The 25,231-nt window shown below is 65.1% G+C and carries 25 protein-coding genes and 1 tRNA gene; 22 read left to right on the top strand and 4 right to left on the bottom strand.

The window, feature by feature from the left end; genetic code table 11:
• Positions 1–454: 454 nt before the first annotated feature.
• From FHG09_RS15035 to FHG09_RS15015, 5 genes are all read left to right on the top strand, one after another.
• Positions 455–1,414, top strand: a complete 960-nt coding sequence (locus tag FHG09_RS15035) for a squalene cyclase (protein WP_152348463.1) — start codon at positions 455–457, stop codon at positions 1,412–1,414.
• 92 nt (positions 1,415–1,506) lie between these two features.
• Complete coding sequence (locus FHG09_RS15030; RefSeq protein WP_152348462.1) at positions 1,507–2,535, top strand: intradiol ring-cleavage dioxygenase; 1,029 nt, start codon at positions 1,507–1,509, stop codon at positions 2,533–2,535.
• 82 nt (positions 2,536–2,617) lie between these two features.
• Positions 2,618–2,905, top strand: coding sequence for a twin-arginine translocase TatA/TatE family subunit (locus tag FHG09_RS15025; RefSeq protein ID WP_152348461.1), 288 nt, complete (start codon positions 2,618–2,620; stop codon positions 2,903–2,905).
• Complete coding sequence (tatC, locus tag FHG09_RS15020) at positions 2,902–3,735, top strand: twin-arginine translocase subunit TatC (protein ID WP_152348460.1); 834 nt, start codon at positions 2,902–2,904, stop codon at positions 3,733–3,735. Before FHG09_RS15025 ends, tatC begins: the two co-directional genes overlap by 4 nt.
• Positions 3,723–4,106: a twin-arginine translocase TatA/TatE family subunit gene (locus tag FHG09_RS15015; RefSeq protein WP_152348459.1), complete on the top strand. Its 384-nt coding sequence runs from the start codon at positions 3,723–3,725 to the stop codon at positions 4,104–4,106. Before tatC ends, FHG09_RS15015 begins: the two co-directional genes overlap by 13 nt.
• 79 nt (positions 4,107–4,185) lie before the next feature.
• Here FHG09_RS15015 and FHG09_RS15010 read toward each other — a convergent pair whose 3' ends face one another.
• The 3 genes from FHG09_RS15010 to FHG09_RS15000 form a co-directional block, all read right to left on the bottom strand.
• Positions 4,186–4,782 (bottom strand): hypothetical protein, encoded by a 597-nt coding sequence (locus FHG09_RS15010; protein WP_152348458.1) that lies wholly within the window; start codon positions 4,780–4,782, stop codon positions 4,186–4,188.
• A gap of 383 nt (positions 4,783–5,165) precedes the next feature.
• Positions 5,166–6,422: a serine hydrolase domain-containing protein gene (locus tag FHG09_RS15005; protein WP_227492797.1), complete on the bottom strand. Its 1,257-nt coding sequence runs from the start codon at positions 6,420–6,422 to the stop codon at positions 5,166–5,168.
• 111 nt (positions 6,423–6,533) lie between these two features.
• Complete coding sequence (locus FHG09_RS15000) at positions 6,534–8,264, bottom strand: biotin carboxylase (protein WP_227492796.1); 1,731 nt, start codon at positions 8,262–8,264, stop codon at positions 6,534–6,536.
• Positions 8,265–8,448: 184 nt separating this feature from the next.
• Between FHG09_RS15000 and FHG09_RS14995 the strand changes: the two genes are divergently transcribed.
• The 17 genes from FHG09_RS14995 to FHG09_RS14915 all read left to right on the top strand — a co-directional run bounded on the left by FHG09_RS14995 (position 8,449) and on the right by FHG09_RS14915 (position 24,385).
• On the top strand, positions 8,449–8,898 hold the full coding sequence (locus FHG09_RS14995) for a MaoC family dehydratase N-terminal domain-containing protein (protein WP_152348457.1): 450 nt from the start codon (positions 8,449–8,451) through the stop codon (positions 8,896–8,898).
• A complete protein-coding gene (locus FHG09_RS14990; RefSeq protein ID WP_152348456.1) occupies positions 8,895–9,338 on the top strand; it encodes a MaoC family dehydratase in 444 nt (147 codons plus the stop codon). The genes FHG09_RS14995 and FHG09_RS14990 overlap by 4 nt, the downstream gene beginning before the upstream one ends.
• Positions 9,335–10,444, top strand: coding sequence for a UDP-N-acetylmuramate dehydrogenase (locus FHG09_RS14985; RefSeq protein WP_152348455.1), 1,110 nt, complete (start codon positions 9,335–9,337; stop codon positions 10,442–10,444). The genes FHG09_RS14990 and FHG09_RS14985 overlap by 4 nt, the downstream gene beginning before the upstream one ends.
• A gap of 10 nt (positions 10,445–10,454) precedes the next feature.
• On the top strand, positions 10,455–12,101 hold the full coding sequence (locus FHG09_RS14980) for a metallophosphoesterase family protein (RefSeq protein ID WP_227492795.1): 1,647 nt from the start codon (positions 10,455–10,457) through the stop codon (positions 12,099–12,101).
• A 126-nt stretch (positions 12,102–12,227) separates the two neighbouring features.
• Positions 12,228–12,300: transfer RNA gene (locus tag FHG09_RS14975), tRNA-Trp, on the top strand.
• Positions 12,301–12,395: 95 nt separating this feature from the next.
• A complete protein-coding gene (gene secE / locus FHG09_RS14970) occupies positions 12,396–12,674 on the top strand; it encodes a preprotein translocase subunit SecE (protein ID WP_135809908.1) in 279 nt (92 codons plus the stop codon).
• 82 nt (positions 12,675–12,756) lie between these two features.
• A complete protein-coding gene (gene nusG / locus FHG09_RS14965; protein ID WP_152348454.1) occupies positions 12,757–13,611 on the top strand; it encodes a transcription termination/antitermination protein NusG in 855 nt (284 codons plus the stop codon).
• A gap of 470 nt (positions 13,612–14,081) precedes the next feature.
• Positions 14,082–14,519: a 50S ribosomal protein L11 gene (rplK, locus tag FHG09_RS14960; protein ID WP_152348453.1), complete on the top strand. Its 438-nt coding sequence runs from the start codon at positions 14,082–14,084 to the stop codon at positions 14,517–14,519.
• A gap of 64 nt (positions 14,520–14,583) precedes the next feature.
• On the top strand, positions 14,584–15,279 hold the full coding sequence (gene rplA / locus FHG09_RS14955; RefSeq protein WP_152348452.1) for a 50S ribosomal protein L1: 696 nt from the start codon (positions 14,584–14,586) through the stop codon (positions 15,277–15,279).
• 223 nt (positions 15,280–15,502) lie between these two features.
• Positions 15,503–16,780 carry a helix-turn-helix domain-containing protein gene (locus FHG09_RS14950; protein WP_152348451.1) on the top strand — a complete coding sequence of 426 codons (1,278 nt, stop codon included), beginning with the start codon at positions 15,503–15,505 and terminating at the stop codon, positions 16,778–16,780.
• A gap of 145 nt (positions 16,781–16,925) precedes the next feature.
• Positions 16,926–18,449, top strand: a complete 1,524-nt coding sequence (locus FHG09_RS14945) for an aldehyde dehydrogenase family protein (RefSeq protein ID WP_152348450.1) — start codon at positions 16,926–16,928, stop codon at positions 18,447–18,449.
• A 125-nt stretch (positions 18,450–18,574) separates the two neighbouring features.
• Complete coding sequence (adhP, locus tag FHG09_RS14940) at positions 18,575–19,594, top strand: alcohol dehydrogenase AdhP (RefSeq protein ID WP_152348449.1); 1,020 nt, start codon at positions 18,575–18,577, stop codon at positions 19,592–19,594.
• A gap of 357 nt (positions 19,595–19,951) precedes the next feature.
• Positions 19,952–20,485 carry a 50S ribosomal protein L10 gene (rplJ, locus tag FHG09_RS14935; protein WP_062244493.1) on the top strand — a complete coding sequence of 178 codons (534 nt, stop codon included), beginning with the start codon at positions 19,952–19,954 and terminating at the stop codon, positions 20,483–20,485.
• 59 nt (positions 20,486–20,544) lie between these two features.
• Positions 20,545–20,931, top strand: coding sequence for a 50S ribosomal protein L7/L12 (rplL, locus tag FHG09_RS14930; protein WP_152348448.1), 387 nt, complete (start codon positions 20,545–20,547; stop codon positions 20,929–20,931).
• 195 nt (positions 20,932–21,126) lie between these two features.
• Entirely contained in the window at positions 21,127–22,359 is a 1,233-nt protein-coding gene (locus FHG09_RS14925; RefSeq protein WP_152348447.1) for a hypothetical protein, read from the top strand.
• Positions 22,356–23,171 carry a hypothetical protein gene (locus FHG09_RS14920; protein WP_152348446.1) on the top strand — a complete coding sequence of 272 codons (816 nt, stop codon included), beginning with the start codon at positions 22,356–22,358 and terminating at the stop codon, positions 23,169–23,171. Before FHG09_RS14925 ends, FHG09_RS14920 begins: the two co-directional genes overlap by 4 nt.
• Positions 23,168–24,385 (top strand): hypothetical protein, encoded by a 1,218-nt coding sequence (locus FHG09_RS14915; RefSeq protein WP_152348445.1) that lies wholly within the window; start codon positions 23,168–23,170, stop codon positions 24,383–24,385. Before FHG09_RS14920 ends, FHG09_RS14915 begins: the two co-directional genes overlap by 4 nt.
• Positions 24,386–24,395: 10 nt before the next feature.
• Here FHG09_RS14915 and FHG09_RS14910 read toward each other — a convergent pair whose 3' ends face one another.
• Positions 24,396–25,196, bottom strand: coding sequence for an MBL fold metallo-hydrolase (locus tag FHG09_RS14910; protein WP_152348444.1), 801 nt, complete (start codon positions 25,194–25,196; stop codon positions 24,396–24,398).
• Positions 25,197–25,231: the final 35 nt, after the last annotated feature.

Genomic DNA, 25,231 nt, shown 5'->3' with positions numbered 1-25,231 from the left:
CGTCGCCAGTCGCAGGACCATGAGCGTCAGCGGAGCCAACAGGATGATCGCGAGGTTCGTCGCCAGATAGGTCAGCGGTGTCAGGGTGGCATCGTGGGGGTCCTTGTCCCACAGGCCGACTTCGATGATCGCGGCGGCGGAGAGGAACAGCGCCTGCAGCGCGTAGGTGGCGCCGACCACGAGGACGGTCAGCAGAATGGGCACCCACCAGCGCATCGTGAGCTGAGCACCGAAGGGACGGGGAGCCTCGTCCAGGCTGTTCGCAGCAGACATCGTCAAGTCCTTTCACTGGTCGTCTCTGTCTGACTGCCATGGAAGCCCCTGTGCTCGGAACAGGGTCAAGGCCCGCCTCGGCGACAATCCTTTCAGCCGTCTTCCGCGACTGGGGTATGGTCATCGCACGGTTCGGCACCTACTCTCGAAGAGACTGTTCGACCGACGTGGGAGATCAACGATGATCAGCACACAACTGTCCGACTGGCTGCTCGATTCCGATCCGGCACTGCGGTGGCAGGTCGAACGCGACCTGCTCGGTGCCGAGGAAACGAGCTGGCAGGCAACCCGAGCGAAAGTCGCCCACGAGGGCTTCGGCGCCGCTCTGCTGTCCCACCAGGGCTCGGACGGGCAATGGGCCGGCGGGGCGTTCTTCCCGTCCGACTTCACCTTCGACGATGACCGAGCACAGCCCTGGACGGCGACGACGTGGGCGCTGAAGGACCTGCGCGAATGGGGGTTGGCCGCCTCGGCGTTGGAGGGAACGGCCGAGAGGCTCAGGGCCGCGCGGTGGGAATACGAAGACCTTCCCTACTGGGACGGTGAGGTCGACGTGTGCATCAATTCGTGGACGCTGTCGAACGGTCTGTGGCTGGACGCCGATGTCGACGGCCTCGTCGACTGGTTCCTCGAGCACCAACTTCCCGACGGCGGATGGAACTGCGAATGGGTCGAAGGCTCGGAGGTCTCGTCCTATCACTCCACCCTCAACGCTCTGATCGCCCTCCTCGACTACCAGAAGCACACCGGTGACGGCCCACGTGTGCAGCGCGCCAGAGCCGGGGGAGAGGAGTACCTCCTCTCCAGGAATCTGTTCCGCCGCCGAGGCACCGGTGAACCCTTCGACGAACGCGCCCTCGCACTGTTCCATCCCAGGCGGTGGTTCTACGGAATCCTGCCCGCCCTCGACTACTTCCGCGAAGCGACGAGCATCGACGGAACCGAACCGGATCCGCGGATGAGCGAGGCCGTGGAGTCGATCCGTTCCCGCAGGAGCGAGGACGGACGCTGGGAACAGGAGCACCGACTCGATGGCGACGTCTGGCTCCACACCGATGTGCCCGCCGGTGAACCGTCGAAATGGGTGACATTGCAGGCCCAGCGGGTCCTCGACTGGTGGGACGGAACTCAGCCCGCCTGAGCATCTACAGTCGCGGCCCAGGAACGCCACAGTCCTGCGCCAGAGCCGGTCACCACGATGGTGTCATCACATCATCGAAGGAAGGACAGCTCATGGCTCGCGTACCCGAACCCGACCAGACCTCGAACGGACCCGCCTACGAAGGACGGCTCCTCGACCGTCCCGACGAGGAGGTCGTCGATCAGGGCGCCTCGTTCGACATCCGCACCCTCTTCAGCCGCCGCGGAGTTTTCGGACTCGTCGGCGCCGGTGTCGGCACCATGGCCCTGGCCGCGTGCACCTCCGCAGCCTCCGGCACGACGGATTCGGCCACGAGCGGCGGCGGATCGGTCACCGAGATCCCCGACGAGACGGCCGGACCGTATCCTGCAGACGGCTCGAACGGCCCGGACATCCTCGAAGAGTCCGGAATCGTGCGCTCGGACATCCGGGCGAACATCGACGGCACCGACACCGTCGACGGTGTGCCCCTGACCTTCACCCTCAAGGTCACCGATATGGCCGGTGACAATGCCCCGTTCGAGGGCGTCGCCGTCTACGCCTGGCACTGTGACGCTCAGGGCCGCTACTCGATGTATTCCGACGGAGTCGAGGACGCGACCTGGCTGCGCGGTGTCCAAGTCGCCGATGCCGCCGGTGAAGTCACCTTCACCTCGGTCTTCCCCGGTTGCTACTCCAGCCGGTGGACCCACATCCACTTCGAGGTCTACCCGGACGTCGACTCCATCACCGATGCCGAGAACGCTATCGCCACCTCGCAGATGGCCCTGCCCGAGGATGCCTGCGACGCCGTGTTCGCCCTCGACGCCTACGACGGATCGGCGAAGAACCTCTCGGCCATCACTCTCGACGATGACAATGTCTTCGGCGATGACGGAGGAGAGCACCAGCTCGCCACGATCAGCGGCGACACGGAGTCCGGGTACTCCGCCTCACTCGACGTCTCCGTCGACACCGACACCGAACCGGCCGGCGGCGCAGCCCCAGGAAGCGGCGGCGGTCAGGGCGGAACCCCTCCTGAGGGCGGAAACCCTCCTGAAGGAGGGGCCGGACCGGACGGCGGAACACCGTCTGCGGGCGGATCGTCCGCAGACGGTTCATCCGGAAGCGACGACAGCTGAACGCCCCGACCGAGAAGTGACCAACCGACACGAACCCGATGGCATAGCCACACCAGACCACCCATTCGAAAGGCCGACCATCATGCTGCACAACCTCACGGGCTGGCACGCCCTCGTCATCCTCGCCATCATCATCCTCGTCTTCGGCGCAGCCAAACTGCCCGCACTCGCCAAGAGCCTCGGACAGTCCGTGCGCATCCTCAAGGACGAAACGACCGACAAGCGGTCGGATGATTCGGCGCCTGCACCGCCCCACCACGAGGCGGTGACCGACCCGGTCATCGCCGATCCCAACCCCACGCCCGCCTCGGCGAGGGTCGATTCCACCGCTGCGGACACCGCATCCGACACGACGCGACCACGGTCATGACCACCGCCGCGGAGAAGACGCCGCTGTCCGCGCACCTGCGGGAGGCGCGGACACGAGCGGTGCGCGCGGCGGTCGCGCTGCTCATCGGCACCGTCATCGGCTATCTCACCTCGGATCTCGTCATGGACGGCCTTCGTGCTCCGATCACCGAACTCGCCGCATCCCGCAGCGCCTCGCTCAACTTCGACAGCGTCACCGGCGCCTTCGACCTTCAGCTGCGCATCGCCGTGTACTCCGGAATCATCCTCTCCAGCCCGGTGTGGCTGGGGGAGGTCTTCGGCTTCCTCACCCCAGGGCTGACGGCGAAGGAGAAGAAGTACACCTTCGGCTTCCTCGGCGTCGCACTTCCCCTCTTCGTCGGCGGCTGCCTCACCGGCCTGTTCATCTTCCCGCGGATGGTCGAGGTGCTCACCTCCTTCGCTTCGTCCGAGGACAGCACGATCCTGCAGGCGTCGTACTACTTCGACTTCGTGTTCAAGATCGTCATCGCCACCGGCATCGCCTTCGTCCTCCCGGTCTTCCTCGTCGTCCTCAACTTCATCGGCCTGCTCTCGGCACGGGCGATCGCCCGGGCCTGGCGTGTGAGCATCGTGGCCATCGTGGTCTTCGCCGCTCTGGTCACGCCGGCCGCCGATGTCCTCTCGATGTTCTTCGTCGCAGCCCCGATGGCGCTGCTCTTCCTCGCAGCGCTGGTCATCGCGTGGATCCACGATCGGGCTCGCGGAGACGTCGATCCCACGCGGATCGAACGGTCACAGGCCGCGCGATCGCAGAACTCGATCACCAGACAGACTCCGCCCGCGGAAAGGACTCGGACATGTTCGGCCTGAATTTCGAGAAGATGATCATCGTCGGCGTCATCGCCGCGATCATCATCGGCCCGCGGCGGCTGCCGCACTGCGCGCAGAAGCTCGGCGAGCTCGTCCGCCTGCTCCGTGTCCAAGTCGACACGGCACGGACTCGTGCGACCGAATCGATGGGCGCCGAGGACTGGCAGACGCTCGATCCCCGACAATACGATCCGCGGCGGATCATCCGCGAGGCCCTGGACGAACCGAGTCGACCTCCCACCGAGGCAGGCGGGCGTTACGTCATCAGCGGTTCGTCCGGTCATCCCCGGAAACGGCTCGTCGCCCGTAAGAGCGAAAGCTCTGCGGACGACGAAAGGAGTGCAGCCGGGCACTCGGCGGCCGAGCGATGACCTGAGGACCCGTCGGTGACCTGGGGACCGCCTCGGTGACCTGAGCGTCACCTCGGTGGCCCGACGGTCCCCTCGGTGGTCAGTCCTTGAAGTCGAAGTCATCCTTGTCGATGCCGGGGAACATGAGCTCGTACTTGACCATCTTGTCCTTGTGATCGACGATCTTCACCGATCCGAAGTACTTCTTCTCACCGTTGTAGGCCTCTTTGTCCTTGATGGTGACCTGGCACGATTTGTATCCGTACCATTCCCTGAGCTCCATATCGGAATCGCATGCGGCTTCCTTGACCTTCAATTCGAGCTTGTTCTCGAACAGGTCGACGAGGTCGGCTTCGATCGATGAAGCGGGCACGACGCCGTTGCCCTTCTTGTCGATCTTCATCCCGGCGTCACTGGCCCAGTTCGTCGTCTTCGCAGCGTCGGCGAACGGGTCGGTCGACTTCGTGTCGGTGGGCTCCGCCTCGGCGGGTTCAGAACCCGGGGCTTCGGCCGCTTCCGACTCGACGGCACCGCCGCCGAACCCGCCCTTTTCGGTCTGGGCTGCTTCGGACTTCTGATCCTCTGCCGGCTTGTCGTCTCCGGAGCCTCCGCACGCTGTCAGGGACAGGGCGAGAGCGGTTCCAGCCGCCGCCGTCAGCAGGCGGGGCGTCCAAGTGGACCGGCGAATCGGGGCCATCTGTTTCTCCTTCGCGCTCTGGCGATCACAAGCGTTGTCGATACACCACGATTCTGCCACGGCCCATTGCCGCAGATCCCCGGTTCGGTGTGCAGATCCGGCGACACCTGTGACGATTCGGGCACATCCGGGCAGTGGAATGATCATCTTTCGGGCAGAGAAGTGAGCATCACTCACCGCTCCTCGCATAACCACCCTTTGCAGCGGGTGTTCATGCGAGGAGCGAGGAGTGATGGGTGAGTACCTGTAGGGGAGCGCGTGGCCGGTGCGGTGCACGAGTGACCGTGCGGTGTGCGGGCAGCGGTGCGTGATGCTCCGCGGTGTCCGGTTCCGACTGCTCCGCGTGGGTGATGACGTTCAGTTCGATGAGGTGGTGGTGACGCTCATTCCGCGGCGGGGGAGTTGACGGCGTTCGCGAGGGCCTCGAAAGCCCGGATCGTCGGGAACATCTTCGTCGCATCCTGCGGCAGCCCCCAACTCGAGAGTTTGACTCCGAGGACGTTCGCACCCGGGTTCATGTAGATCATCTGCCCGTGGATGCCGAGAGCGAGGAAGGCATGAGAGTCGGGGAACGGGAACCAGAACTGGTTGTGATACGCCCCGCCCGGCATCCGATTGTCTCCGGGCCCATCGGCGAACGCTTGCCGCACGTCGTCGGAGGTGGTGAGCGTATCGCCGATCCACGTCGTCGGAGCAACCTGCTGACCGGTCAGCGACTGACCGCGGTTGGTGTAGACGAAGCCGAAGCGGGCGAGATCGCGCAGAGTCGTGTTGATGCCGCCGTCGAACATCCCGACCCCGTACTGGTCGGTGGCGATGAGCGCATCCTGTTCGGCACCGATCCGCGACCACAGAACTCGCGACATGAGCGACTGCATGCGCTCGCCGGCGATCTTCTCACACACCCAACCGAGCACATCGGTCTCGCACGACCGGTATTCGAAGACCCCGCCGTGCTCGGACTTCGCCTCAAGAGTGGTGAGGAACTCGTACATGCCGATGCCCGGGTTCTCCCGCCTCGCCTCTGACCAGCCGATCGACTCCTCGATCTGCCTGACCTCGGAGTTCGGGTCGAGGTAGTTCTCGGAGAAGCGGATGCCCGAACGCATGTCGAGGATGTGGCGCACCGTGGCACCGGCATAGCCGGAGTCGGCGAGTTCGGGCACATAGTCGGAGACGAGGCGGTTCGGGTCGAGGTCGCCGGAACCGACGAGGACCCCGGCGACGGTGCCGACGAGCGATTTGGACACCGACATGAGCAGATGCTCGGTCGACGGGGTCATCTCCCCGAAGTACTCTTCGGTGAGCACTATCCCGTTGTGCATGAGCATCCAGGCATCCGTGTCGGTGGATTCGATCACGCTGCGGACGCTGCGAGCTTCCGAGTACTCCGTCGCGGGAACTTCGACCGCGCCGAGATCCTGCAGATCGGCGGGCAGCTCCGCCACCGGCCCGACGCCCCGGGAGATCGGCGTCGTCGGCAGGACCCGTGCGACGTTCTGGAACGACCAACGGACATTGTCGGGGTCCTGCCAGTTGTCCCGGTCGATTCCGGCCGCCGGATCGACGGGTGCCAACGGGGTCACGGCTTGGTCCGCCGGGGGAGTGGCCGCAGTCTGCTTCGGTGACGGTTCGATCACTCTTCACCTCTGATTCTCGGGTCGGTCTGTCCGCGGAACGGGTCCGCGGACGGCAGCTGAGCGCCGCCTCGGGTCATTTTGAGATTATCACCGAGGCGGCCCGGGTCCGGTTCAGTCGCCCTTGGCTCCGGGCCCGCCGAGGGCCGGTGACGGATCGTCCGGGACGACCGGAACTCCGGCGTACATCGCACGGATCGAATCGATGAAGTGCTTGGCACGGATGCTCAGCGCATCGGGCCCGCCGACGTTCGTCTGCAGCGGATTCTTCGTCACCAGCACTCCGAGGTCCGCGCCCTTCCACCGGTAGTCCCCGGCACCGAAGATGCGCAGGAAGAACACCTCGCTGCCGTTCTGCAGCGGGTGCCAGTCCAGGGCCGCGCGCTTGTAGGTCAGCGTCCCGTACTGATCGAGATAGTACTGACCCGTCAGCGGCGAATGCGTGATGTACTCGGTGATCGGAGCCGTCTCCTTGATGATCATCTGGCTCCACTCATCGGCCCCGGAGAGCTCCTCCCACCGCTCGTTGATCTCCTTGACATCGAGGTCGAATTCGACCTCGAGGTACTCGAGCAGGTGGAACAGGAACAGCGGCACGTCGGCATAGGCTCCGGCGGTGACGTTCGTGATCGCCGACGCACCGGAGATCCGCGGATTGAGTTCGCCGAGGTAGCAGTCGTCGTTGTCGAGGTCGACGAGGACGTCGACTTCGAAGAAGCCTCGATAACCGCGTTTGCGCAGACCTTCGCCCATCCTGCGCACGAGCTCGCGGGTCTTCTCCCGCTGTTCGGCGTTGAGGACATCGGGTTTCATCTCATTGCCGCACCAACCGCCCTTGTACGGGGTGAGCTCGGCGAAACCGGCCAGCTCGGTCAGATACGGACCGACGACGACACCGCTGGAGGTGATGACCGCCTCGACGGCGACCGGGGTGTTGTTGATCCGCTTCATCACCTTCAGCTGCTCGCCGACGATGTCGTCCTTGTGCGTCTGCCAACCTGAGGAATCGGAGATGAAGAACGTCGTCTTGCCCGAATCACCGTACGGAGTCTGCACGACGAGATCCGTGCCCAGCCCCGCCTCGGCGGCCCGCTCATTGAGCTCTTCATAGGTGTCGGCAGTGGTCAGCACATTCGGGACGGAGAACGCACCGGCCTCATTGCCCAGCTTCGTCGTCTCGATCTTCGAATCGAGCTGATTGCGCAGCGCCGCCGAAGGCAGGATGAGGTCGTAGCCGAGTTCCCGGCAGATCCGCTCCGTCTCCTCATCGAAGAAGACCATCGCGACCTTGACCCGCTCACCATGGGGAACACTGCGCGTCATATGAGCACGCACCTCGGCGTTGAGCAGGAGCCAATTGTTGATCGCCTCACCCGATTCGAACTCGACATAGGGCTTGTAACGCGGGGAGAACACCCGCGGATGTCCGCCGTCCCACCCGTCGTAGTAGGTGATGTAGGAGAAATTGCGCACCCACCGGTCGAGGCCGAGCAGGTTGAACGGGGTGGCTCCGACGAAATAGATCGGCGTCTGATTCGTGCGGAAGAAGTGCCGGACCTCGGAGATGTTGCGCAGCGGTCGGCGCAGCTGGACTCTGTCGGCTTCCTTGCCGGCATAAGCTGCATCGGTGGCCACGGCCACCTCGACCTGAGGCGGGGTGAGATCGGCAGGAACAGGCGCCGGACCGGATCCGGAAGCGGCGGCTGCTGGTGCGGCAGCTGCGGGGGCAGCGGGACCGGGCGCTTGCGGTGAGGGGACCGCGACTGCGTCTTTGACTCGGGCCCCGGGTTTCACCGCCTGTGGCTCGGGGCTCGTCGGGTCAGCACTGGGGGACTCGTTCGTCATCGCACTACTCCTTAGCTGATGTGATGTGGACAACATATACCAGTTTCGGGGCCATGAGCCTGATGGTGCAGGAATTGTGTGAACCGGACACGAACGCGCGATCAATTCTTCGCCGGTGAGCGTCGCCCGAGGGCCGTGCTTTAGGCTGGTGTCGATACCGACCCCAGTGGAAGAGAGAGCGCATATGCCGGTGAATACGGAGAAGCAGGGGGCCTCGTTCTCCCTGCCTCGGCCCTACGAGGTCTCCAGGGAGGCGATCGCGGAATTCGCGCTCGCCACCGGAGCGAAGGCCGATTACCATTTCGACACCGAGGCGGCCACCGCGCTGGGTTACCGCGACGTCGTCGCCCCGACCACCTTCGCCGTGATCATCGCGCAGAAATCCGAGGCCGCCTATATCGCCGATCCCGATTCGGGCATCGACTTCTCGAGGGTCGTCCACGGCTCCGAGCAGTTCTCGTTCACCCGCCCCATCGTCGCCGGTGACGTCCTGTCCGCCGTCACCCACGTCGACGGAGTCCGGGCCGCCGGCAGCAACGCCATGATCACCACCCGCACCGAGATCGCCGATGCCGCGCAGCAGCCAGTCGTCACCGTGACCTCGACCATCGTCGTGAGAGGAGACGGAGAATGAGCACCATCGACTTCTCCACACTGACCATCGGTGACACCGTCGTGGAAGCCGAGATCCCGCTGTCGCGCGCTTCTCTGGTCGACTACGCCGCCGCCTCGGGCGACCACAATCCGATCCACTGGAACGAACGCTTTGCCCGCGAGGTCGGACTCGACGATGTCATAGCCCACGGAATGCTCTCGATGGCAGCCGTCATCGCCCCCGTCGCCGAATGGCTCGGCGACCCCGGTGCGATCGTGGACTACCGGACCCGCTTCTCCGCACCCGTCGTCGTCCCCGATGCCGAAACCGGATCACCGGCGACCCCGACGGCCTCGCTCAAGCTCACCGGCACGGTCGGCGCCGTCGACCCCGCGGTCGGCACCGCCCGCATCGACATCACCGTGAAGTCCGGTGAGGCCGATGTCCTCAGCCGCACCCAGGTTCGGATCTCGCGGTGACCGAGGCTCTCAAGCAGGAACTCGCGGCCTTCACCACCTTCCGCCTCGGCGGATCGGCCTCGCAGGTCACCGTCGCGAACACCCGCGACGAGCTGCTCGACTTCTGCCGTGCCCATCCGCTCGAACTCAGCGGTCAAGAGAGGTCCGGGGTGCTCTTCATCGGCGGAGGATCGAATCTGCTCATCTCCGATGCAGGGTTCGACGGCGCGGTCTGTGTGGTCCGGACCACCGGAGTGGAGACGACCGAGACCACGACGACCGACACCCGGGTCACCGCCGAGGCGGGGGAGGACTGGGATGCGTTCGTCTCCCATACGCTCGACCTCGGCCTCTCCGGGCTCGAAGCGCTGTCCGGGATCCCCGGATCGGTCGGTGCGACCCCGATCCAGAACGTCGGCGCCTATGGCACCGAGGTCGGTGAGCTCATCTCCTCGGTCGAGGTCTTCGACCGTGTGGCCGGGCAGGTCCGCCACCTCACCGCCGTCGAACTCGAATTCGGCTACCGCACCTCGGCGCTCAAACGCGCCCAGATCGCGGTCGGCACCCCGCAGTTCGTCGTGCTCTCGGTGACCTTCGACCTCCGACGCAGTGACGAGTCGCTGCCGGTGCGCTACGCTCAGCTGGCCTCGACCCTCGACGTCGAAATCGGTGCCTGCGTCCCGGCGAAGCGCGTGCGCGAGAACGTCATCGCGCTGCGCCGCTCGAAGGGCATGGTCCTCGATGCGGCCGACCATGACTCCTGGTCGGCCGGTTCCTTCTTCACCAACCCCATCGTCGAGGATGCAGAGATCCTGCCGGCCGAGGCTCCTCGCTACCCGGTGACCGATCCGCTCAGCGGAGCGAAGCTCGAGGGGAAGACGAAGACTTCGGCGGCCTGGCTGATCGAGCATGCCGGTTTCGCCAAAGGCTTCAGCATCGGCGAGGGACGGGCATCGCTGTCGACCAAGCACACCCTGGCACTGACGAACCGGGGACACGCGAGCACGGACGATGTGATCGAACTCGCCGCGACCGTCGTCACCGGTGTCGAGGACGCCTTCGGCATCACACTCGAGCCCGAGCCGACCTTCATCGGGTGCTCCATCGATGACGGGCAACGTCCTTAGACTGGTGGCCGTGTCATCACGTCGCAGAATCACCGCGCTCGTCATCACCCTGGCAACGGTTGCACTCGCGACCCTGCCCTGGGCGCTGTTCTCCTCGCGAGCCGACCTCACCTTCGGCCCCCATGAGGCTCAGTACCGGGTCACCGCGGACTCCCGGCTCACCGTCGACTTCGGCCCCCTCGGCAAACTGCTGGTGCCCACCGACGATGTCATCCCCCTCGGCCTGGGTCTGCACGTCGACATCGGCGAGATCCCCGTCTCCGGCGACTCCAGCGACGAAGAGCGCCCCGCGGCCGACCCCGAGGCGGTAGCCGACCCCGGTGGGGGAGCCGTCGACGCCCTCGGCGGCGACATCGCCTCCTACGCCTCTCTGTTCTCGGCCCCGCAGGCGCAGATCGACCAGGTCATCGAAGGACTCAGCCAAGAGATCCTCACCCGGTGGGCGCTGGCCGTCTGCGTGATCACCGGCGGACTCGTGGGTCTGGCCCTCTTCCTCGGACCCATCCGGTTCGACTCCGTCATCCGAGCCTTCGTCGGCAAAGAACTCCTCGGCATCGGCCTGGTGCTCGTGCTCGTGCTCACGGGGCTCGGCGCCGTCGTGCTCAACCGTCCGAAGCCGATCACCGCCGATCCGGCGTTCGAGGGCACGCCCCTGGCCGGTTCCCAGGTCACGGGCCGCCTCGGCGGGATCATCGACACCGCGTTCGGCGCGGTGCAGGACTTCGCCGACGACAACGATGCCTTCTACGACGACGTTCTGGAGACTCTGCGGGCGCAATGGAACGATCGCCCGCTCACCGGCAGCTGGACCGAACGGGGGCTCGTCCCGCCCGCCGGGGTCGGAGGCTCCGCCGCCGACAGCGGTGAGGGCCAGGGACAGAAGGGCGTGTCCACATTCGTCCTCGGCACCGATATCCACTGCAATATCGGAATGGCCCGCGTCGTCGGTGCGGTCGCAGGAATGAGCAGGGCCGACGCGTATATCGACGGCGGTGACATCTCCATGACCGGAACCTCGGCAGAGAACTACTGCCTCGACGTCCTCGACGACGAACTGCCGGATAGACTGCCGCGCATGATCGTCAAGGGCAATCACGATTCCAGGGGCACGACCCAGCATGCGAAGACCCGCGGCTGGAGGGTTCTCGAAGACTCCACCGCGGAGATGGCCGGGGTGACTTTCTTCGGTGCCGCCGACCCCCGCCGCACCGTGTTCGGGTCCGGGCCGCAGCTCGAGACCGACCTCACCGCCGACCAGTATGCGCAGCGGCTGCGTGATGAAGCCTGCGCGGCCGACTTCGACATCATGCTCATCCACGATCCCGCCGTCGGCGGACCGACTCTGCGCTCGGGGTGCGCCGACTACGCTCTGAGCGGACACTGGCACCGCCGGGTCGGACCGGAGAACTTCGGTTCGGGAACCCGCTACGTCAGCTCCACGACCGGGGGAGCACTGGCGAATGCGCTGACGCCGGGGCCCCTGAAGATGAACGCGGAACTGAGCATCATCCGCGTCGACAATGAGACGAAACGCCCCATCGACGTGCAGATCATCACCGTCACGCCGGACAAGAAGGTGCAGATCGACCCGTGGGTGCGGTTCCCCGAACCCAGGCCGCTCGTGGGCCAGCCGCCGGTCGATGAATCCGGCCGGTAGTTGAGCGTCGACACGTTCGAGACAATGCTTCGAGACTCGGTTCGACGAACGACGGTCGGGCACGGTATGCTCGTTTCTCGTGGTCGGACACCACAGAGATCGACAAGATCTCCCAGGTCCGATCAGAGGGGTGTGGCGCAATTGGTAGCGCAACGGTCTCCAAAACCGTAGGTTGCAGGTTCGAGTCCTGTCACCCCTGCGCAGTTGACTCTGCCGAAGTCTCATCGGCCAGGCGCCGTCCTCGACCGGCACGAACAATTGTGAAGCCAAACGAAACCGACCGAGTGAGGATGTGTGAGCGACACACCGGCAAAGAAGACTGGCAGCGCACCCAACAGTGCCTCCAGTCCCAAGAAACTCGGATTCTTCGGACGAATCCTGCAGTTCTTCCGCGAAGTTGTGGCAGAGCTCAAGAAGGTCGTCACTCCGACCCGGAAGCAGCTGCTCAACTACACGCTCGTCGTGCTGGGCTTCATCCTGTTCATGATGCTTCTCGTCACGGGGCTCGACCTGGTCTTCGGCAAGCTCGTCGGATTCGTCTTCGGCGGAACTCCGCTGTGGCCCCTGTGGTGACACGGCCTCAGCCGTGACCCACCCTAAACTCAAACTTCATCCCCATCGGGGAATCACAAAACGCGAAGCGAGGAATTGATCGGTGTCGGATACCAACTCACCTGAGCAGGAGACCCCTGAGACCCAGGACGTCACTCCCGAAGAGTCGGGTGCCGCTGTGGTGCCCGAAACCGAGGAGGCGGCCAACGACGCCGAGGCGACCGCCGCCGAGAACGCAGACGTTGCCGAGTATGCAGACGCCGAGCAGGACGATTCCGCTGAAGTCGGCGACGCTGCGCAGGACGATGCCGCTGAAGCCGCCGACGTTGCCGACGAGGTGGACCCGGCCGAGGAATTCAAGGCCGAGCTGCGCATGCAGGAAGGTGACTGGTACGTCATCCACTCCTACGCAGGCTACGAGAACCGCGTCAAGCAGAACCTCGAGAACCGCACCGTCAGCCTCAACCTCGAGGACTTCATCTTCGAGTCGCAGGTTCCGATGGAAGACGTCGTCGAGATCAAGAACGGTCAGCGCAAGCAGGTCCGCCGTGTGCGCATCCCCGGCTACGTGCTCGTGCGCATGGAACTGACCGACGAATCGTGGGGTGCCGTCCGCCACACCCCTGGTGTCACCGGATTCGTCGGCAATGCCTACGACCCCACTCCGCTGTCGATCGACGAAGTCTTCTCGATGCTCGCTCCGATCTTCGAGGAGCGCCAGGCCGAAGCCGCCGCTGCCGAAGGTCCGGCCGCCGAAGCCGCTGCGAAGTCCGCTCCCGTCACCGAGGTGGAGTTCGAGGTCGGCGAGTCCGTGCTCGTCAAGGAGGGCTCCTTCGAGGGCCACCCCGCCACGATCCAGGAGATCCGTCCGGAATCGCAGAAGCTCACCGTGCTGCTGTCGATCTTCGAACGCGATGTTCCCGTCGAACTCGGCTTCGATCAGGTCTCGAAGCTCTGAGACCACACAGATCTGTCTGATCGTCTCGCCGCTCAACGGCGCGATCATCAACGAAGGGGCCCGGACCATTCCGGGCCCCTTCTGTGTTGCCTGGGCGGCCGCCTCGGCGACGATATCGTCTCATTCAAGGCCGGGCCCGGATGTCTGACCGTCCTCGGCACGGTATTCGCGCCTGCGCTTGAACGACGGCCGGCCCTCGCGCTTGAACGACGGTCGGCCTCGCGCTTGGCGGGGGGCCTCGACGGGACTGAGTCGGGATGGCGGCGTGAGCGTGACGGCGTCGGGGAGGGGGAGGGATCGGCCGCCTCGGCGAGATTTTGCTCCGGTGATGCGCCTCACGCGCATTTGCCCGCAGGTGTGCGCGCATGGAATACTGGTGTGGTTTGATTGCGGCCCTTATCGGAAGGCCGCCGTCGAACGATGTGCTGTATATGTCTGGCACATCGAAACCTCAAGATTAAGGACCGTACATGCCTCCCAAGAAAAAGGTAGCCGGCCTCGTCAAGCTCCAGATTCAGGCAGGTGCCGCTAACCCGGCTCCTCCGATCGGTCCGGCGCTTGCCCAGCACGGCGTCAACATCATGGAATTCTGCAAGGCCTACAACGCCGCCACAGAATCCCAGCGTGGAAACATCGTTCCCGTCGAGATCACCGTGTACGAAGATCGTTCATTCGACTTCGTCCTCAAGACCCCGCCGGCAGCCGAGCTGATCAAGAAGGCCGCCGGAGTGAAGTCGGGTTCGGCCACCCCGCACACCGTCAAGGTCGCTCACCTGAGCGCCGACCAGGTGCGTGAGATCGCCACGACGAAGTTGCCCGACCTGAACGCCAACAACCTGGATCAGGCCGACCGCATCGTCGCCGGAACCGCGCGTTCCATGGGCATCACCACCGACATCGAGGTCTGAGACCTCACCCCACACAGTGGCAGGGCCCACGCAGCCCACACCACGACTGCAAGGAGTAAAGCAGATGGCAAAGCGTTCCAAGGCCTACCAGGCCGCGGCTGAGAAGATCGCCGCAGATGTGAACTACGAACCGGCTCAGGCAATCGCCCTGGCCAAAGAGACCACCGTGGCGAGGTACGACGCCACCGTCGAGGTCGCTCTCCGCCTGGGTGTTGACCCCCGCAAGGCGGATCAGATGGTGCGCGGCACCGTCAACCTTCCGCATGGTACCGGTAAGACCGCTCGGGTCCTGGTGTTCGCTGCCGGCGACCGTGCAGAAGCTGCCCGTGAAGCAGGTGCTGACTACGTCGGTTCCGATGACCTGCTGGAGAAGGTGGCCGGAGGGTTCACCGACTTCGATGCCGCTGTTGCGACCCCCGACATGATGGGCAAGGTCGGTCGTCTCGGTAAGGTGCTGGGTCCCCGTGGCCTGATGCCGAACCCGAAGACCGGCACCGTGACCATGGATGTCGCCAAGGCCGTGACCGACATCAAGGGCGGAAAGATCGAATTCCGCGTCGACAAGCACTCGAACCTGCACTTCATCATCGGAAAGGTCTCCTTCTCCGAGGACGCTCTGCAGGCGAACTTCGATGCTGCGATCGAGGAGATCCTGCGTCTGAAGCCGTCCTCCTCGAAGGGCCGCTACATCAGCAAGGCCACGATCACTACGTCGAACGGCCCCGCCGTTCCGGTCGACCACTCGGGTCTGCGCATCTGATCGATGCACTGTGAGAGGGCGGGAAGCGAGCAATCGCTCCCGCCCTCTCTCTTTCCCCAATTGCTACCCGACGGCGGCTGAACAACCTCGCGCGAGGTTGCTCAGCCGCCGTCAGGTAGATCTGATGAGTGGACGGGCTCTTGTCCAGCGACGGGTTCGCGATTAGATTATGAGCAGTTGAGACTCTCTTCCGAGAACCGCCGATGGAGGTGGACCGTCCGCCATGGATTCGACGCTGCTGCTCGAAGACGCCTATCAGCGCGCCGTTCGACGCGCGCATGAGCGTCTGGCCGGCCCGTCGGACACGAGTCTCCACACCCACTCGTCAGGTCCTGGGGTGCGCACCTCGGTACTGGAATCGTGGGATCGGTCTCTGGCCCGGCTGCGTGACCCCGACAGCGTGCAGGTCCGTGTCGCGTTCGAAACCGACAGGCTCGCCGAGGTGCGGCGACGTCATCCCTTCCACACGATCATGCCCCTGCTGCGGTCTCACCTCATCGAACCCGCCAAGGACGCCGGACTGCTCGCCGCTCTCGGCGACGAACAGGGTCGACTGCTGTGGGTCGAGGGGGAGCGGGGCGTGCGCAACCGTGCCGAAGCCATGGGATTCGTCTCCGGTTCTGACTGGTCAGAAGAGGTCATGGGCACCTCCGCTCCGGCGCTGGCGCTGCGTTCGGGCCGGCCCGTGCAGGTCAGCCGGGCCGAGCACTTCGCGCCCGACGTTCACTCCTGGAGCTGCAGTGCAGTTCCCGTCACGCACCCGCTGACCGGACACGTCATCGGCATCATCGACGTCACCGGGGGAGACGACGCCGTGTCCTCCATCGTGCTGCCCCTGCTGTCCTCGACGGCGAAGGCCGCAGGTGCCCAGCTGTCCCAGCTCTTCACGCCGCATCAGATGCACACCGGCACCGAGGCGGCCGGAACCAGACTGACCGTGCTCGGTCCCAGCCCCGCCCTGGTCGGTCCCGGCGGGACCCGGATCGCCTTGACCCGCCGCCATGCCGAGATTCTGCTCCTGCTCCACCGGTTTCATGACGGCATCAGCGGTGCCGGGCTCGTGGAGCGGCTGTGGGCGGTCGGCGGCAGCGAAGTCACGGTCCGGGCGGAGATCAATCGTCTGCGCAGAACGATCGGCAGCCTCGGCGATCTGCGCATCGACGCCCGACCCTACCGACTGTGCGGGGACGTCGATTCGGATCTCGACCGGACCGTTCAGGCCCTGGCGAGCGGAGACGCGGATTCGGCCCTCGAACAGTACACGGGAACCGTGCTTCCGGACTCCGAAGCGCCGGGAGTGCGCGAGATCGGAGCGGAGGTCGATGCGCTCATGCGCGAGACCCTGCTGCAGGACGGGACCTGGCAGCAGCTGTGGCGGTTTGCGAACCTGCCGGACTTCCGCGACGACGTCGAAGTGCTCATGACCGTGCTGCGCCTCGCCCCTCCCGAGGCCGCCGAACGCAACGCCGCGGTCGTGCGTCTGGAGGCGCTGGGCCTCTGACCCCGCCGAACCCGCTGCGGCTCGGTGTCTGAGGCGGTGCGGCCGCCTCGGCGATGTGATGCAACCCATATGCAACGTCGGACTCGGTAGCGTCGTGGTCACACGGAGACAATCCGGTGGAATCAGACGCATCAAAGGAGTTGCAATGACTGTCTACGCACAGCCTGGTCAGGACGGGTCGCTCGTCACCTTCAAGTCGCGCTACGAGAATTACATCGGCGGTCAGTGGGTGCCGCCGGTCAAGGGCAACTATTTCGAGAACCCCAGCCCGGTCACCGGCAAGGCCTTCACGGAGGTCCCGGCCGGCACTGCTGAGGACATCGAACTCGCTCTCGACGCCGCCCACAAAGCGGCTCCGGCTTGGGGCAGGACGGCGGTCGCCGAACGGGCCAACATCCTCAACAAGATCGCCGATCGCATCGAGGACAACCTCGAGATGCTCGCCGTCGCCGAAACCTGGGACAACGGCAAGGCGATCCGTGAACCTCTCAACGCAGACCTGCCGCTTGCGGTCGACCACTTCCGCTACTTCGCCGGAGCGATCCGGGCGCAGGAAGGCGGACTCTCGCAGATCGACGACGACACCGTGGCCTACCATTTCCATGAGCCGCTCGGCGTGGTCGGACAGATCATCCCCTGGAACTTCCCGCTGCTCATGGCCACGTGGAAGCTCGCACCCGCACTGGCCGCCGGCAACTGCGTCGTCCTCAAACCGGCGGAGCAGACCCCGGTCTCGATCCTCGTGCTTGCCGAACTCGTCGGCGACCTGCTGCCGGAAGGCGTGCTCAACATCGTCAACGGCTTCGGTCTGGAGGCCGGCAAACCTCTGGCGTCGAACAAACGGATCTCGAAGATCGCGTTCACCGGTGAGACCACGACCGGCCGACTGATCATGCAGTACGCTTCGCAGAACATCATCCCGGTGACCCTGGAGCTGGGCGGCAAATCGCCGAACATCTTCTTCGAGGATGTGCTGGCCAAGGACGACTCTTTCGCGGACAAAGCCCAAGAGGGCTTCACGATGTTCGCACTCAACCAGGGTGAGGTCTGCACCTGCCCGTCCCGTGCACTCATCCAGGAATCGATCGCCGATCCCTTCCTCGAAAAGGTCGTGGCCAGGACGGAGCAGATCGTCCAGGGGAACCCGCTCGACACCGACACGATGATGGGCGCGCAGGCCTCCAACGACCAGTTCGAGAAGATCATGTCCTACCTCGACATCGGTCGTCAGGAAGGTGCCGAAGTGCTCACCGGCGGCGGCAAGGCCGAGCTGGACGGGGACCTGGCCGGCGGCTTCTACGTCCAGCCGACGATCTTCAAGGGCACGAACACGATGCGCGTCTTCCAGGAGGAGATCTTCGGACCCGTCGTCTCGGTGGCGACGTTCGGTGACTATGCCGATGCGCTGGCCACCGCCAATGACACGCTCTACGGCCTCGGAGCCGGAGTCTGGTCACGTGATGGCAACACCGCCTACCGGGCCGGACGTGAGATCCAGGCCGGACGTGTGTGGGTGAACAACTATCACGCCTACCCGGCGCATGCGGCCTTCGGCGGTTACAAGGCCTCGGGCATCGGTCGCGAGAACCACAAGATGATGCTCGACCACTATCAGCAGACGAAGAACCTGCTCGTCAGCTACTCCGAGAACGCCCAAGGCTTCTTCTGACCCCAATTGCTGCCCGACGGCGGCCCAACAACCTGGCGCCACGTAGCTGGGCCGCCGTCGGGTAGTTCGACCTCAAGCTCAAACCCCGCATCGTCCCATGAACCATCATCACAAAGGAGCGAATGATGTCCGCAATGAAAGCTGCAGTTGTCGAGGGCTTCGGCCAGGAACTCGTCGTCGGAGACAATGCGATTCCCGAACCCGGCCCCGGTCAGGCGCTGGTCAAACTCATCGCCTCCGGCGTCTGCCACACCGATCTCCACGCCGCACATGGTGACTGGCCGGTCAAGCCGAAGGTCCCGCTCATCCCGGGTCACGAAGGAGTCGGCATCGTCGAAAAGGTCGGCGAGGGCGTCACCGATGTCGAGGTCGGCCAGATGGTCGGCAACGCGTGGCTGTGGGGCGCGTGCGGAACCTGTGAGCATTGCCGTCAGGGCTGGGAGACCCTCTGCGAATCCCAGGTCAACGGCGGCTACGGCGTCGACGGATCCTTCGGCGAATACATGCTCGTCGACACGAGGTTCGCAGCGATCATCCCCGAAGGCGCCGACCCCTATGAGATCGCCCCGGTCCTGTGCGCCGGAGTCACCGTGTACAAGGGGCTCAAACGCACCGAAGTCCAGCCGGGCCAATGGGTCGTCATCTCCGGAATCGGCGGTCTCGGACACATCGCCGTCCAATACGCCGTCGCCATGGGCATGCGCGTCGTTGCTGTCGATGTCGCCGACGACAAGCTGGCGCTGGCGAAGAAGCACGGGGCAGAGATCACCGTCAACGCCTTCGCCGAGGACCCGGCCGAGATCATCCAGGAGAAGATCGGCGGCTCCCATGGAGTCCTCGTCACCGCCGTGCATCCGGCAGCATTCGGTCAGGCGATCGGAATGACTCGCCGAGGCGGCACCATCGTCTTCAACGGACTGCCGCCCGGTGACTTCCCGGCCCCGATCTTCGACATCGTGCTCAAGGGCCTGACGATCCGCGGTTCGATCGTCGGCACCCGGCAGGACATGGTCGAAGCGCTCGAGTTCTACGCCGCAGGGAAGATCCATCCGACGTTCACGAAGCGACCGCTCGAGGACATCAACGCGATCTTCGATGAGATGATCCACGGCAAGATCGACGGTCGCGTCGTCATCGAATACTGACGAACCAGCAACACCCGCCCCAGAACTACCTGACGGCGGCCCAGCAACCTCGCGCAAGGTTGCTGGGCCGCCGTCAGGTAGTGTGGGAGGGGTCTCGGCGGGTGGATTGGACTTGCCGGGACGGACTTAGCTAGACTTGAAATACCCAAGACCGTCGGTCTCTGCGGAATCATCAGGATTCGCCATCGGATTCCGATGCCCGCAGACGAAGACTCCCAGTGAGTGACCCACGCAGGTGAGCTCGAGATTCTTCCGTCGGATTCCCTATGGAATCGTCGGCCAAGCGTTTCACGCCTTCCTGCGTGGAGCGCTTTTTCTGTTGTCGGGACAGACCGGACGACTTATGAAAGGAACACCATGGCGAGGCCAGACAAGGCAGCCGCAGTCGAGGAGATCAAACAGCAGTTTGAGAACTCCGACGCTGTGTTGCTGACCGAGTACCGCGGTCTCACCGTCGCGCAGATGAAAGAGCTGCGCGTCTCTCTCGGTGAGAACGTCAGCTACGCCGTGGTAAAGAACACGCTGACCAAGATTGCAGCCAAGGAAGCCGGAGTCACCGGTCTCGATGAGCACCTCAATGGGCCCACCGCGATCGCGTTCGTCAACGGCGAACCACCTGAGGCTGCCAAGGCTCTGCGTAACTTTGCCAAGGCGAACGACAAGCTCGTGGTGAAGGGCGGCTACTTCGATGGAGCCGCACTCAGCCCCGAACAGGTCAACCAGCTCGCCGACCTCGAATCCCGCGAAGTGCTGCTTGCAAAGGCAGCCGGTGCCATGAAGGCAAGCCTCCACCAGGCGGCTTACCTCTTCACCGCTCCGCTGGTCAAGGCCGTGCGCACTGTCGATGCCCTCCGCGAGAAGCAGGACGACGCTCCTGCTTCCGACGCCTGAGCATCACCCCAAACCCAATCGGTCACCGACCGTGACCAAAACAGGAAGGACTAGCCACCATGGCTAAGCTCACCACCGACGAGCTCCTCGACGCTTTCAAGGAGCTCACCCTCATCGAACTGTCCGACTTCGTCAAGAAGTTCGAAGAAGAGTTCGACGTCGAGGCCGCCGCTCCGGCCGCCGCCGTCGCCGTTGCCCCTGCCGCCGGTGGCGGAGAGGCCGCTGCTGAAGAGCAGACCGAATTCGACGTCATCCTCGAATCGGCCGGCGAGAAGAAGGTTCCCGTCATCAAGGAAGTCCGTGGACTCACCTCCCTCGGACTCAAGGAAGCCAAGGACCTCGTCGACGGAGCCCCCAAGGCCGTCCTCGAAGGCGCTTCGAAGGAAGACGCCGAGAAGGCCAAGGAGACCCTCGAGGCTGCCGGCGCCACCGTCACCCTCAAGTGATCTTCTTCGCAGCAGCCTGACTGCTGCCTAGGCTTCGAACCCCCACAGTCCGCTGTGGGGGTTCTTCGCATCCCGCACCGAGGCGGCCCACTTCGGGTCCCCGGCTGCCCACCGAGGCGGCTCGCATCCCCGAGTGTGACCGATTCGGAACACCACCGGACAGAGGCTGGGCAGAAGCTGAACTATCCTTGACTGGTGACTGAGACGACGAGCTACGCCCGCGCACAACAGCAGCTGCGCGACCGCATCCGCGGCACCTGGGCGCGGCGTCCCCTCTATATCGATGAGATCATCAGGCCCGGACTGACGGCGAACCAACTCGCCTCCATCAGGTACGCCTCGAAACAGACCGAAGACACCGGCCTCACCCATTTCCTCGCCATCGTCCCCGGCCTCCAGAGCATGGGCTACGGAGACTGGGCGAAGTTCACCTCCGATTTCGCATTCGCGATGCACGAGGAGTCAGCAGAGGAGCAGACCCTCGTCCTCTTCAGCGAAGGCGAGACCTCCGCCCGCTCGTTCGCCTACCTCGTCACCGACAACGGGCCCGTCGTCCCCTCGGGTGCTCCGGAGCTGATGCGGTCCCGCAGCGACGACTTCCTCCCCGTCGAACTCGCCGTCCCCTACTATCTGCAGGTTCTCGTCGCCGCCGCCCACGGCACCGAACCTCCGCCGGCGCCGGATTTCGACACCCGCGACCCCGGTTCTCGCAGCGAGGACTACATCGAACGCTTCGGCCTCGACAACGCCGACCCCGACACACTCGTCTTCGGTGCGACCGCCGCCGCGGCCCTCGGCGCGACCGTGTGGCTGCTGCGCCGTCGCAATCGGTATTCCTGGCGAACCGAGCTGACCACAGAACCTGAACTGGTCAGGGCCCGAAACCTGAAGACCGCCGTCGCCGAGGCGGCCGCACCGATCCCCGAACCCGACCATCCCGATGACGCGACGTGGGCCCTCTACGACCGGGGCAGACGAATCCAGGATGCGCTGGCGATCCTGACGAAGGTTCACCCGGACTGGTCCGAATCCGCCGACTTCTCCCACCGCAACGGTGTCTTCGTCCTCGTCACCCTCGACCGCTGGGTGCGCCGCCAGCTGCGCAGACGCTCGACTTCAGCAGAGGACGAACCGCGCTTCTGCTTCCTCTTCCCACACCATCGCAGTGGCATCGACGACCATGTGCTCAAACAGTCCGGCCGCAGCCTCACCGTGGCGCTGTGCGCCGACTGCCGGCAGGAGCTGGACGCCGGCCACGACCCGGAACGACTGATGGTGCCCAAACGCCCCGGCTCCACCCGCGCAGTCCCGTACTTCCAGCGCACGGACGCCTACGCACTCTCCGGTTTCGGCAGCTTCCAATACCTCGACGAGGCGGTGCTGGACGAAATGAGCCCACAGTCGTCCGCTGTCGGAAGGAGCCGATGATGGCAGCTGCCGGGCCCCCGCGACCTGCCGGTGCACTCGACTGGATCATCGCCGTCGTCGCGGTCGCCGCAGTGTCGGTCGGTGCCACTCTGCTCAGCGGATTCCTCTTCGACCAGACGAAGACCGAACGCATCGAGATCGCCGACAGCGGCAGGGTCGACGTCGAATCGATCTACACCGACCGCATCAAGGGATCCACCGACCCCGACTACGACCCGTCCCGCTATCAGGCGATCGCGAAGTCGTTGGCCACAGACCCCGTCTATTTCGACGGGTACCCGGAATTCGACATCAAGGACGAGGAGATCACAGCGATCAGGACCGTCGTCGCCGACGCCGATACCCCCATCTTCGTGGCGTTCCTCAACGCCTCCGACCTCGACGACGCCGACGGCGACCTCGACCTGCTGGCGGCCCGGATCGTCAACGAGATGGACGACGCCGAGGCGGCCGTGCTGACCGTCGACGCCACCGGACTCATGGGAGTCGGTGAGAAGGGGGTGCACCGCCCCGAGATGTCCTACCTGAGCGGTGAGTACGAAGACACCGACTCCCGCAATGCTCTGACCGGTGTCGAACAGCTCCGCTCCGCGGAGACCGTCGACCTCGCCACGAGCCATTCGTACAAGCACGACGACAACGGCAGCCCGCTGCCGGTCAGACCGGAATCCGCGACCGCTCCCCACGACCTCGAGTACAGCACCGGCGGTGCCGTGGCCGGCGCCGTCATCGGCATCATCGTCGGCGGGGGAGCCGGAATCGGAATCCACTTCGTCCGCCGCGCTCTGAAGAAACGGACAGCGAAACAGTGACTCAACAGGCTCAGAAGATCGCCGAGGCGCTCACGACCGATCCCGTCTACGTGACGAACAGCGCGAAGGGCGAGGTCAATGAGACGCTCCTGCAGAAGGCGGATGAGAAGATCGACTCCCTCGACTTCGACGTCTTCGTCGTCGTCACCGGTGAGGCAGGAGCCGACCCGGAGCTGCTCGAACAGATCAAGGTCTTCAACGGCGGCGAAGGCTCCTACATCATGATCGACACGAGCACGGATCTCGCCGTGGACTACTCCTTCGGCGACGACTTCGACCAGCACACTCAGGCGATGGAGCAGCTGTCCGCCGGCCGCGAGCAGTGGAGCTACAGCACGCCGTCGGTGACGAAGCTCAACATGCTCCTCGACCTCTACGCCGACCCACAGGAAGCCCCGAAGCACGAAAGCGGGCAGGAGGCGCCGGGCAGCGATGTGCAGACGGTCGACGGATCCAGCTCGACGGCGACACTGTTCCTCGGGGGAGCCGTTCTGGTCCTGGCGATTGTCATCGCCCTCATCTGGTTCGCACGCTCTCGGCGGGAACGATTGAGCGCCGCACGCACCCGCCGTCGATTCGAACTGCCCGCACGGCTGCTCGAGCGGGTCGATGACCTGCAGCGGAAGACACTTCGGGAAGGTCTCAGCGAGGACACCACGGAGCTGGCCGCCGAGATCACGCAGCTGCAGACCCAGGACCTCAGCAGCGCCGACGCCGAAGGGGTGGAGCGTGCACTCGACGCCTACCAGATGGCCAGAACCATCGTCGATGACGCAGAGGCCGAACGCATCGACCTCGCCGGAGCCATGGTGCTGCTGCGCCAGGCCGGTCGCGAGATCGCCGAGGTGAAGCTGCACAGATCGGCCAAGCGCGGGATTCGAACACGGAAGGCCGGCAGCACACGGGCCTCCGGCTCGACGAGGTCAGCACAGACCAGGGGGCTCCCGCAGAGCCTGTGCACGGTCAACCCCCTCCACGGAGAAGCACGGTCGACGACGCTGGTGAGCACGGAGCGCAAGGGCCATCTGGCCGGAAAGAGCGTCCGCGTACCCGTGTGCGGCAGCTGCCTGTCGGATCTGCACGCCGACCGCGAGCTGCAGTGGATCTTCGACGGCGACCGACCCTACGTCGAGGGCGGCAGCGTCTGGGCGCAGACGCTGTTCGGCGCCATCGGCGGTGATCTCGTCACCGCCCTGCATCGGCGAGGAGCCTAGCCCCGGCCGCTCACACCAGCCGGACCTCCCGCGGTATCGCCCGGTCGTGCTCACCCGGCATGGAGCGGGCGGGCAGGGCCACCTCGGCGTCTCCCTGATCGACCATCAGCCCCTCGATATCGGCGAGCTGCCGGGTGAGGAAATCACGGTCGACCGGGATCCCATGCCCGGGAACGAATGTCTTCGCTTCGGGAAACGACAGCAGAGTGCGCAGGCTCGAGGCCCATTCGCTCAGGGCGGCGTCGGCACCGGCCTGCGGGGGAGAGGCCTCCTCGACGAGGTCGCCGGTGAAGACGATGCCGAGCTCGGGCAGCCGGACGACGAGGTCGGCCGTCGAATGCCCGCCGAGGACATGGAATTCGACCGGGCAGTCGCCGAGGTCGAGGTGCCAAACATCACCGGGCGACGGATCGACGGGCGAGACCTCGACGATGAGGTCGCCGGGATCGTCGGGGAGACTCACCCGGTAGTCATCCGGGAAGTCGCCGCCCGCGACCCCGTCGAGAGCGATCCAGGCCGTGGCCTCCTGATCGGCGGCGAATGACGACGACGCGTACACGGCGGTGACGCCGGCGGACACGGCCGCGGCGGCACCGAAGAAATGATCCCAATGATCATGGGTGATCGCGAGGCCGATCCCGCGCCGATGACCATCGCCGATCTCCTCGCCGAGGCTGCCCGCCCGCTCCACCAGATGTGCGGCGGCCGCGGGGCCGGGCCCCGCATCGACGAGCAGGATGTGATCGGTGCCGACGATGATTCCGCAGTTGACCGCGGCAGGATCGAAGCTGAGAACATTCACTCGTGTCATGCCCGCAGTCTAGAATGTCTGGCATCGCCTGTCGC

The sequence above is a fragment of the Brevibacterium sp. CFH 10365 genome (assembly GCF_009299785.1).
GTDB lineage: Bacteria > Actinomycetota > Actinomycetes > Actinomycetales > Brevibacteriaceae > Brevibacterium > Brevibacterium limosum.
This window is presented reverse-complemented; position numbering and strand designations above follow the sequence as displayed.

Excerpts from the sequence above, each read along its gene's own strand:
- FHG09_RS15035 (WP_152348463.1), top strand. The coding sequence starts at position 455 with ATGATCAGCACACAACTGTCCGACTGGCTGCTCGATTCCGATCCGGCA.
- FHG09_RS15025 (WP_152348461.1), top strand. The coding sequence starts at position 2,618 with ATGCTGCACAACCTCACGGGCTGGCACGCCCTCGTCATCCTCGCCATC.
- rplK (WP_152348453.1), top strand. The coding sequence starts at position 14,082 with ATGCCTCCCAAGAAAAAGGTAGCCGGCCTCGTCAAGCTCCAGATTCAG.
- rplJ (WP_062244493.1), top strand. The coding sequence starts at position 19,952 with ATGGCGAGGCCAGACAAGGCAGCCGCAGTCGAGGAGATCAAACAGCAG.
- FHG09_RS14990 (WP_152348456.1), top strand. The coding sequence starts at position 8,895 with ATGAGCACCATCGACTTCTCCACACTGACCATCGGTGACACCGTCGTG.
- FHG09_RS15000 (WP_227492796.1), bottom strand. The coding sequence starts at position 8,264 with ATGACGAACGAGTCCCCCAGTGCTGACCCGACGAGCCCCGAGCCACAG.
- adhP (WP_152348449.1), top strand. The coding sequence starts at position 18,575 with ATGTCCGCAATGAAAGCTGCAGTTGTCGAGGGCTTCGGCCAGGAACTC.
- FHG09_RS15015 (WP_152348459.1), top strand. The coding sequence starts at position 3,723 with ATGTTCGGCCTGAATTTCGAGAAGATGATCATCGTCGGCGTCATCGCC.
- rplA (WP_152348452.1), top strand. The coding sequence starts at position 14,584 with ATGGCAAAGCGTTCCAAGGCCTACCAGGCCGCGGCTGAGAAGATCGCC.
- FHG09_RS14945 (WP_152348450.1), top strand. The coding sequence starts at position 16,926 with ATGACTGTCTACGCACAGCCTGGTCAGGACGGGTCGCTCGTCACCTTC.
- FHG09_RS14910 (WP_152348444.1), bottom strand. The coding sequence starts at position 25,196 with ATGACACGAGTGAATGTTCTCAGCTTCGATCCTGCCGCGGTCAACTGC.
- FHG09_RS15030 (WP_152348462.1), top strand. The coding sequence starts at position 1,507 with ATGGCTCGCGTACCCGAACCCGACCAGACCTCGAACGGACCCGCCTAC.
- FHG09_RS14995 (WP_152348457.1), top strand. The coding sequence starts at position 8,449 with ATGCCGGTGAATACGGAGAAGCAGGGGGCCTCGTTCTCCCTGCCTCGG.
- FHG09_RS14920 (WP_152348446.1), top strand. The coding sequence starts at position 22,356 with ATGATGGCAGCTGCCGGGCCCCCGCGACCTGCCGGTGCACTCGACTGG.
- rplL (WP_152348448.1), top strand. The coding sequence starts at position 20,545 with ATGGCTAAGCTCACCACCGACGAGCTCCTCGACGCTTTCAAGGAGCTC.
- FHG09_RS14950 (WP_152348451.1), top strand. The coding sequence starts at position 15,503 with ATGGATTCGACGCTGCTGCTCGAAGACGCCTATCAGCGCGCCGTTCGA.
- tatC (WP_152348460.1), top strand. The coding sequence starts at position 2,902 with ATGACCACCGCCGCGGAGAAGACGCCGCTGTCCGCGCACCTGCGGGAG.
- FHG09_RS15010 (WP_152348458.1), bottom strand. The coding sequence starts at position 4,782 with ATGGCCCCGATTCGCCGGTCCACTTGGACGCCCCGCCTGCTGACGGCG.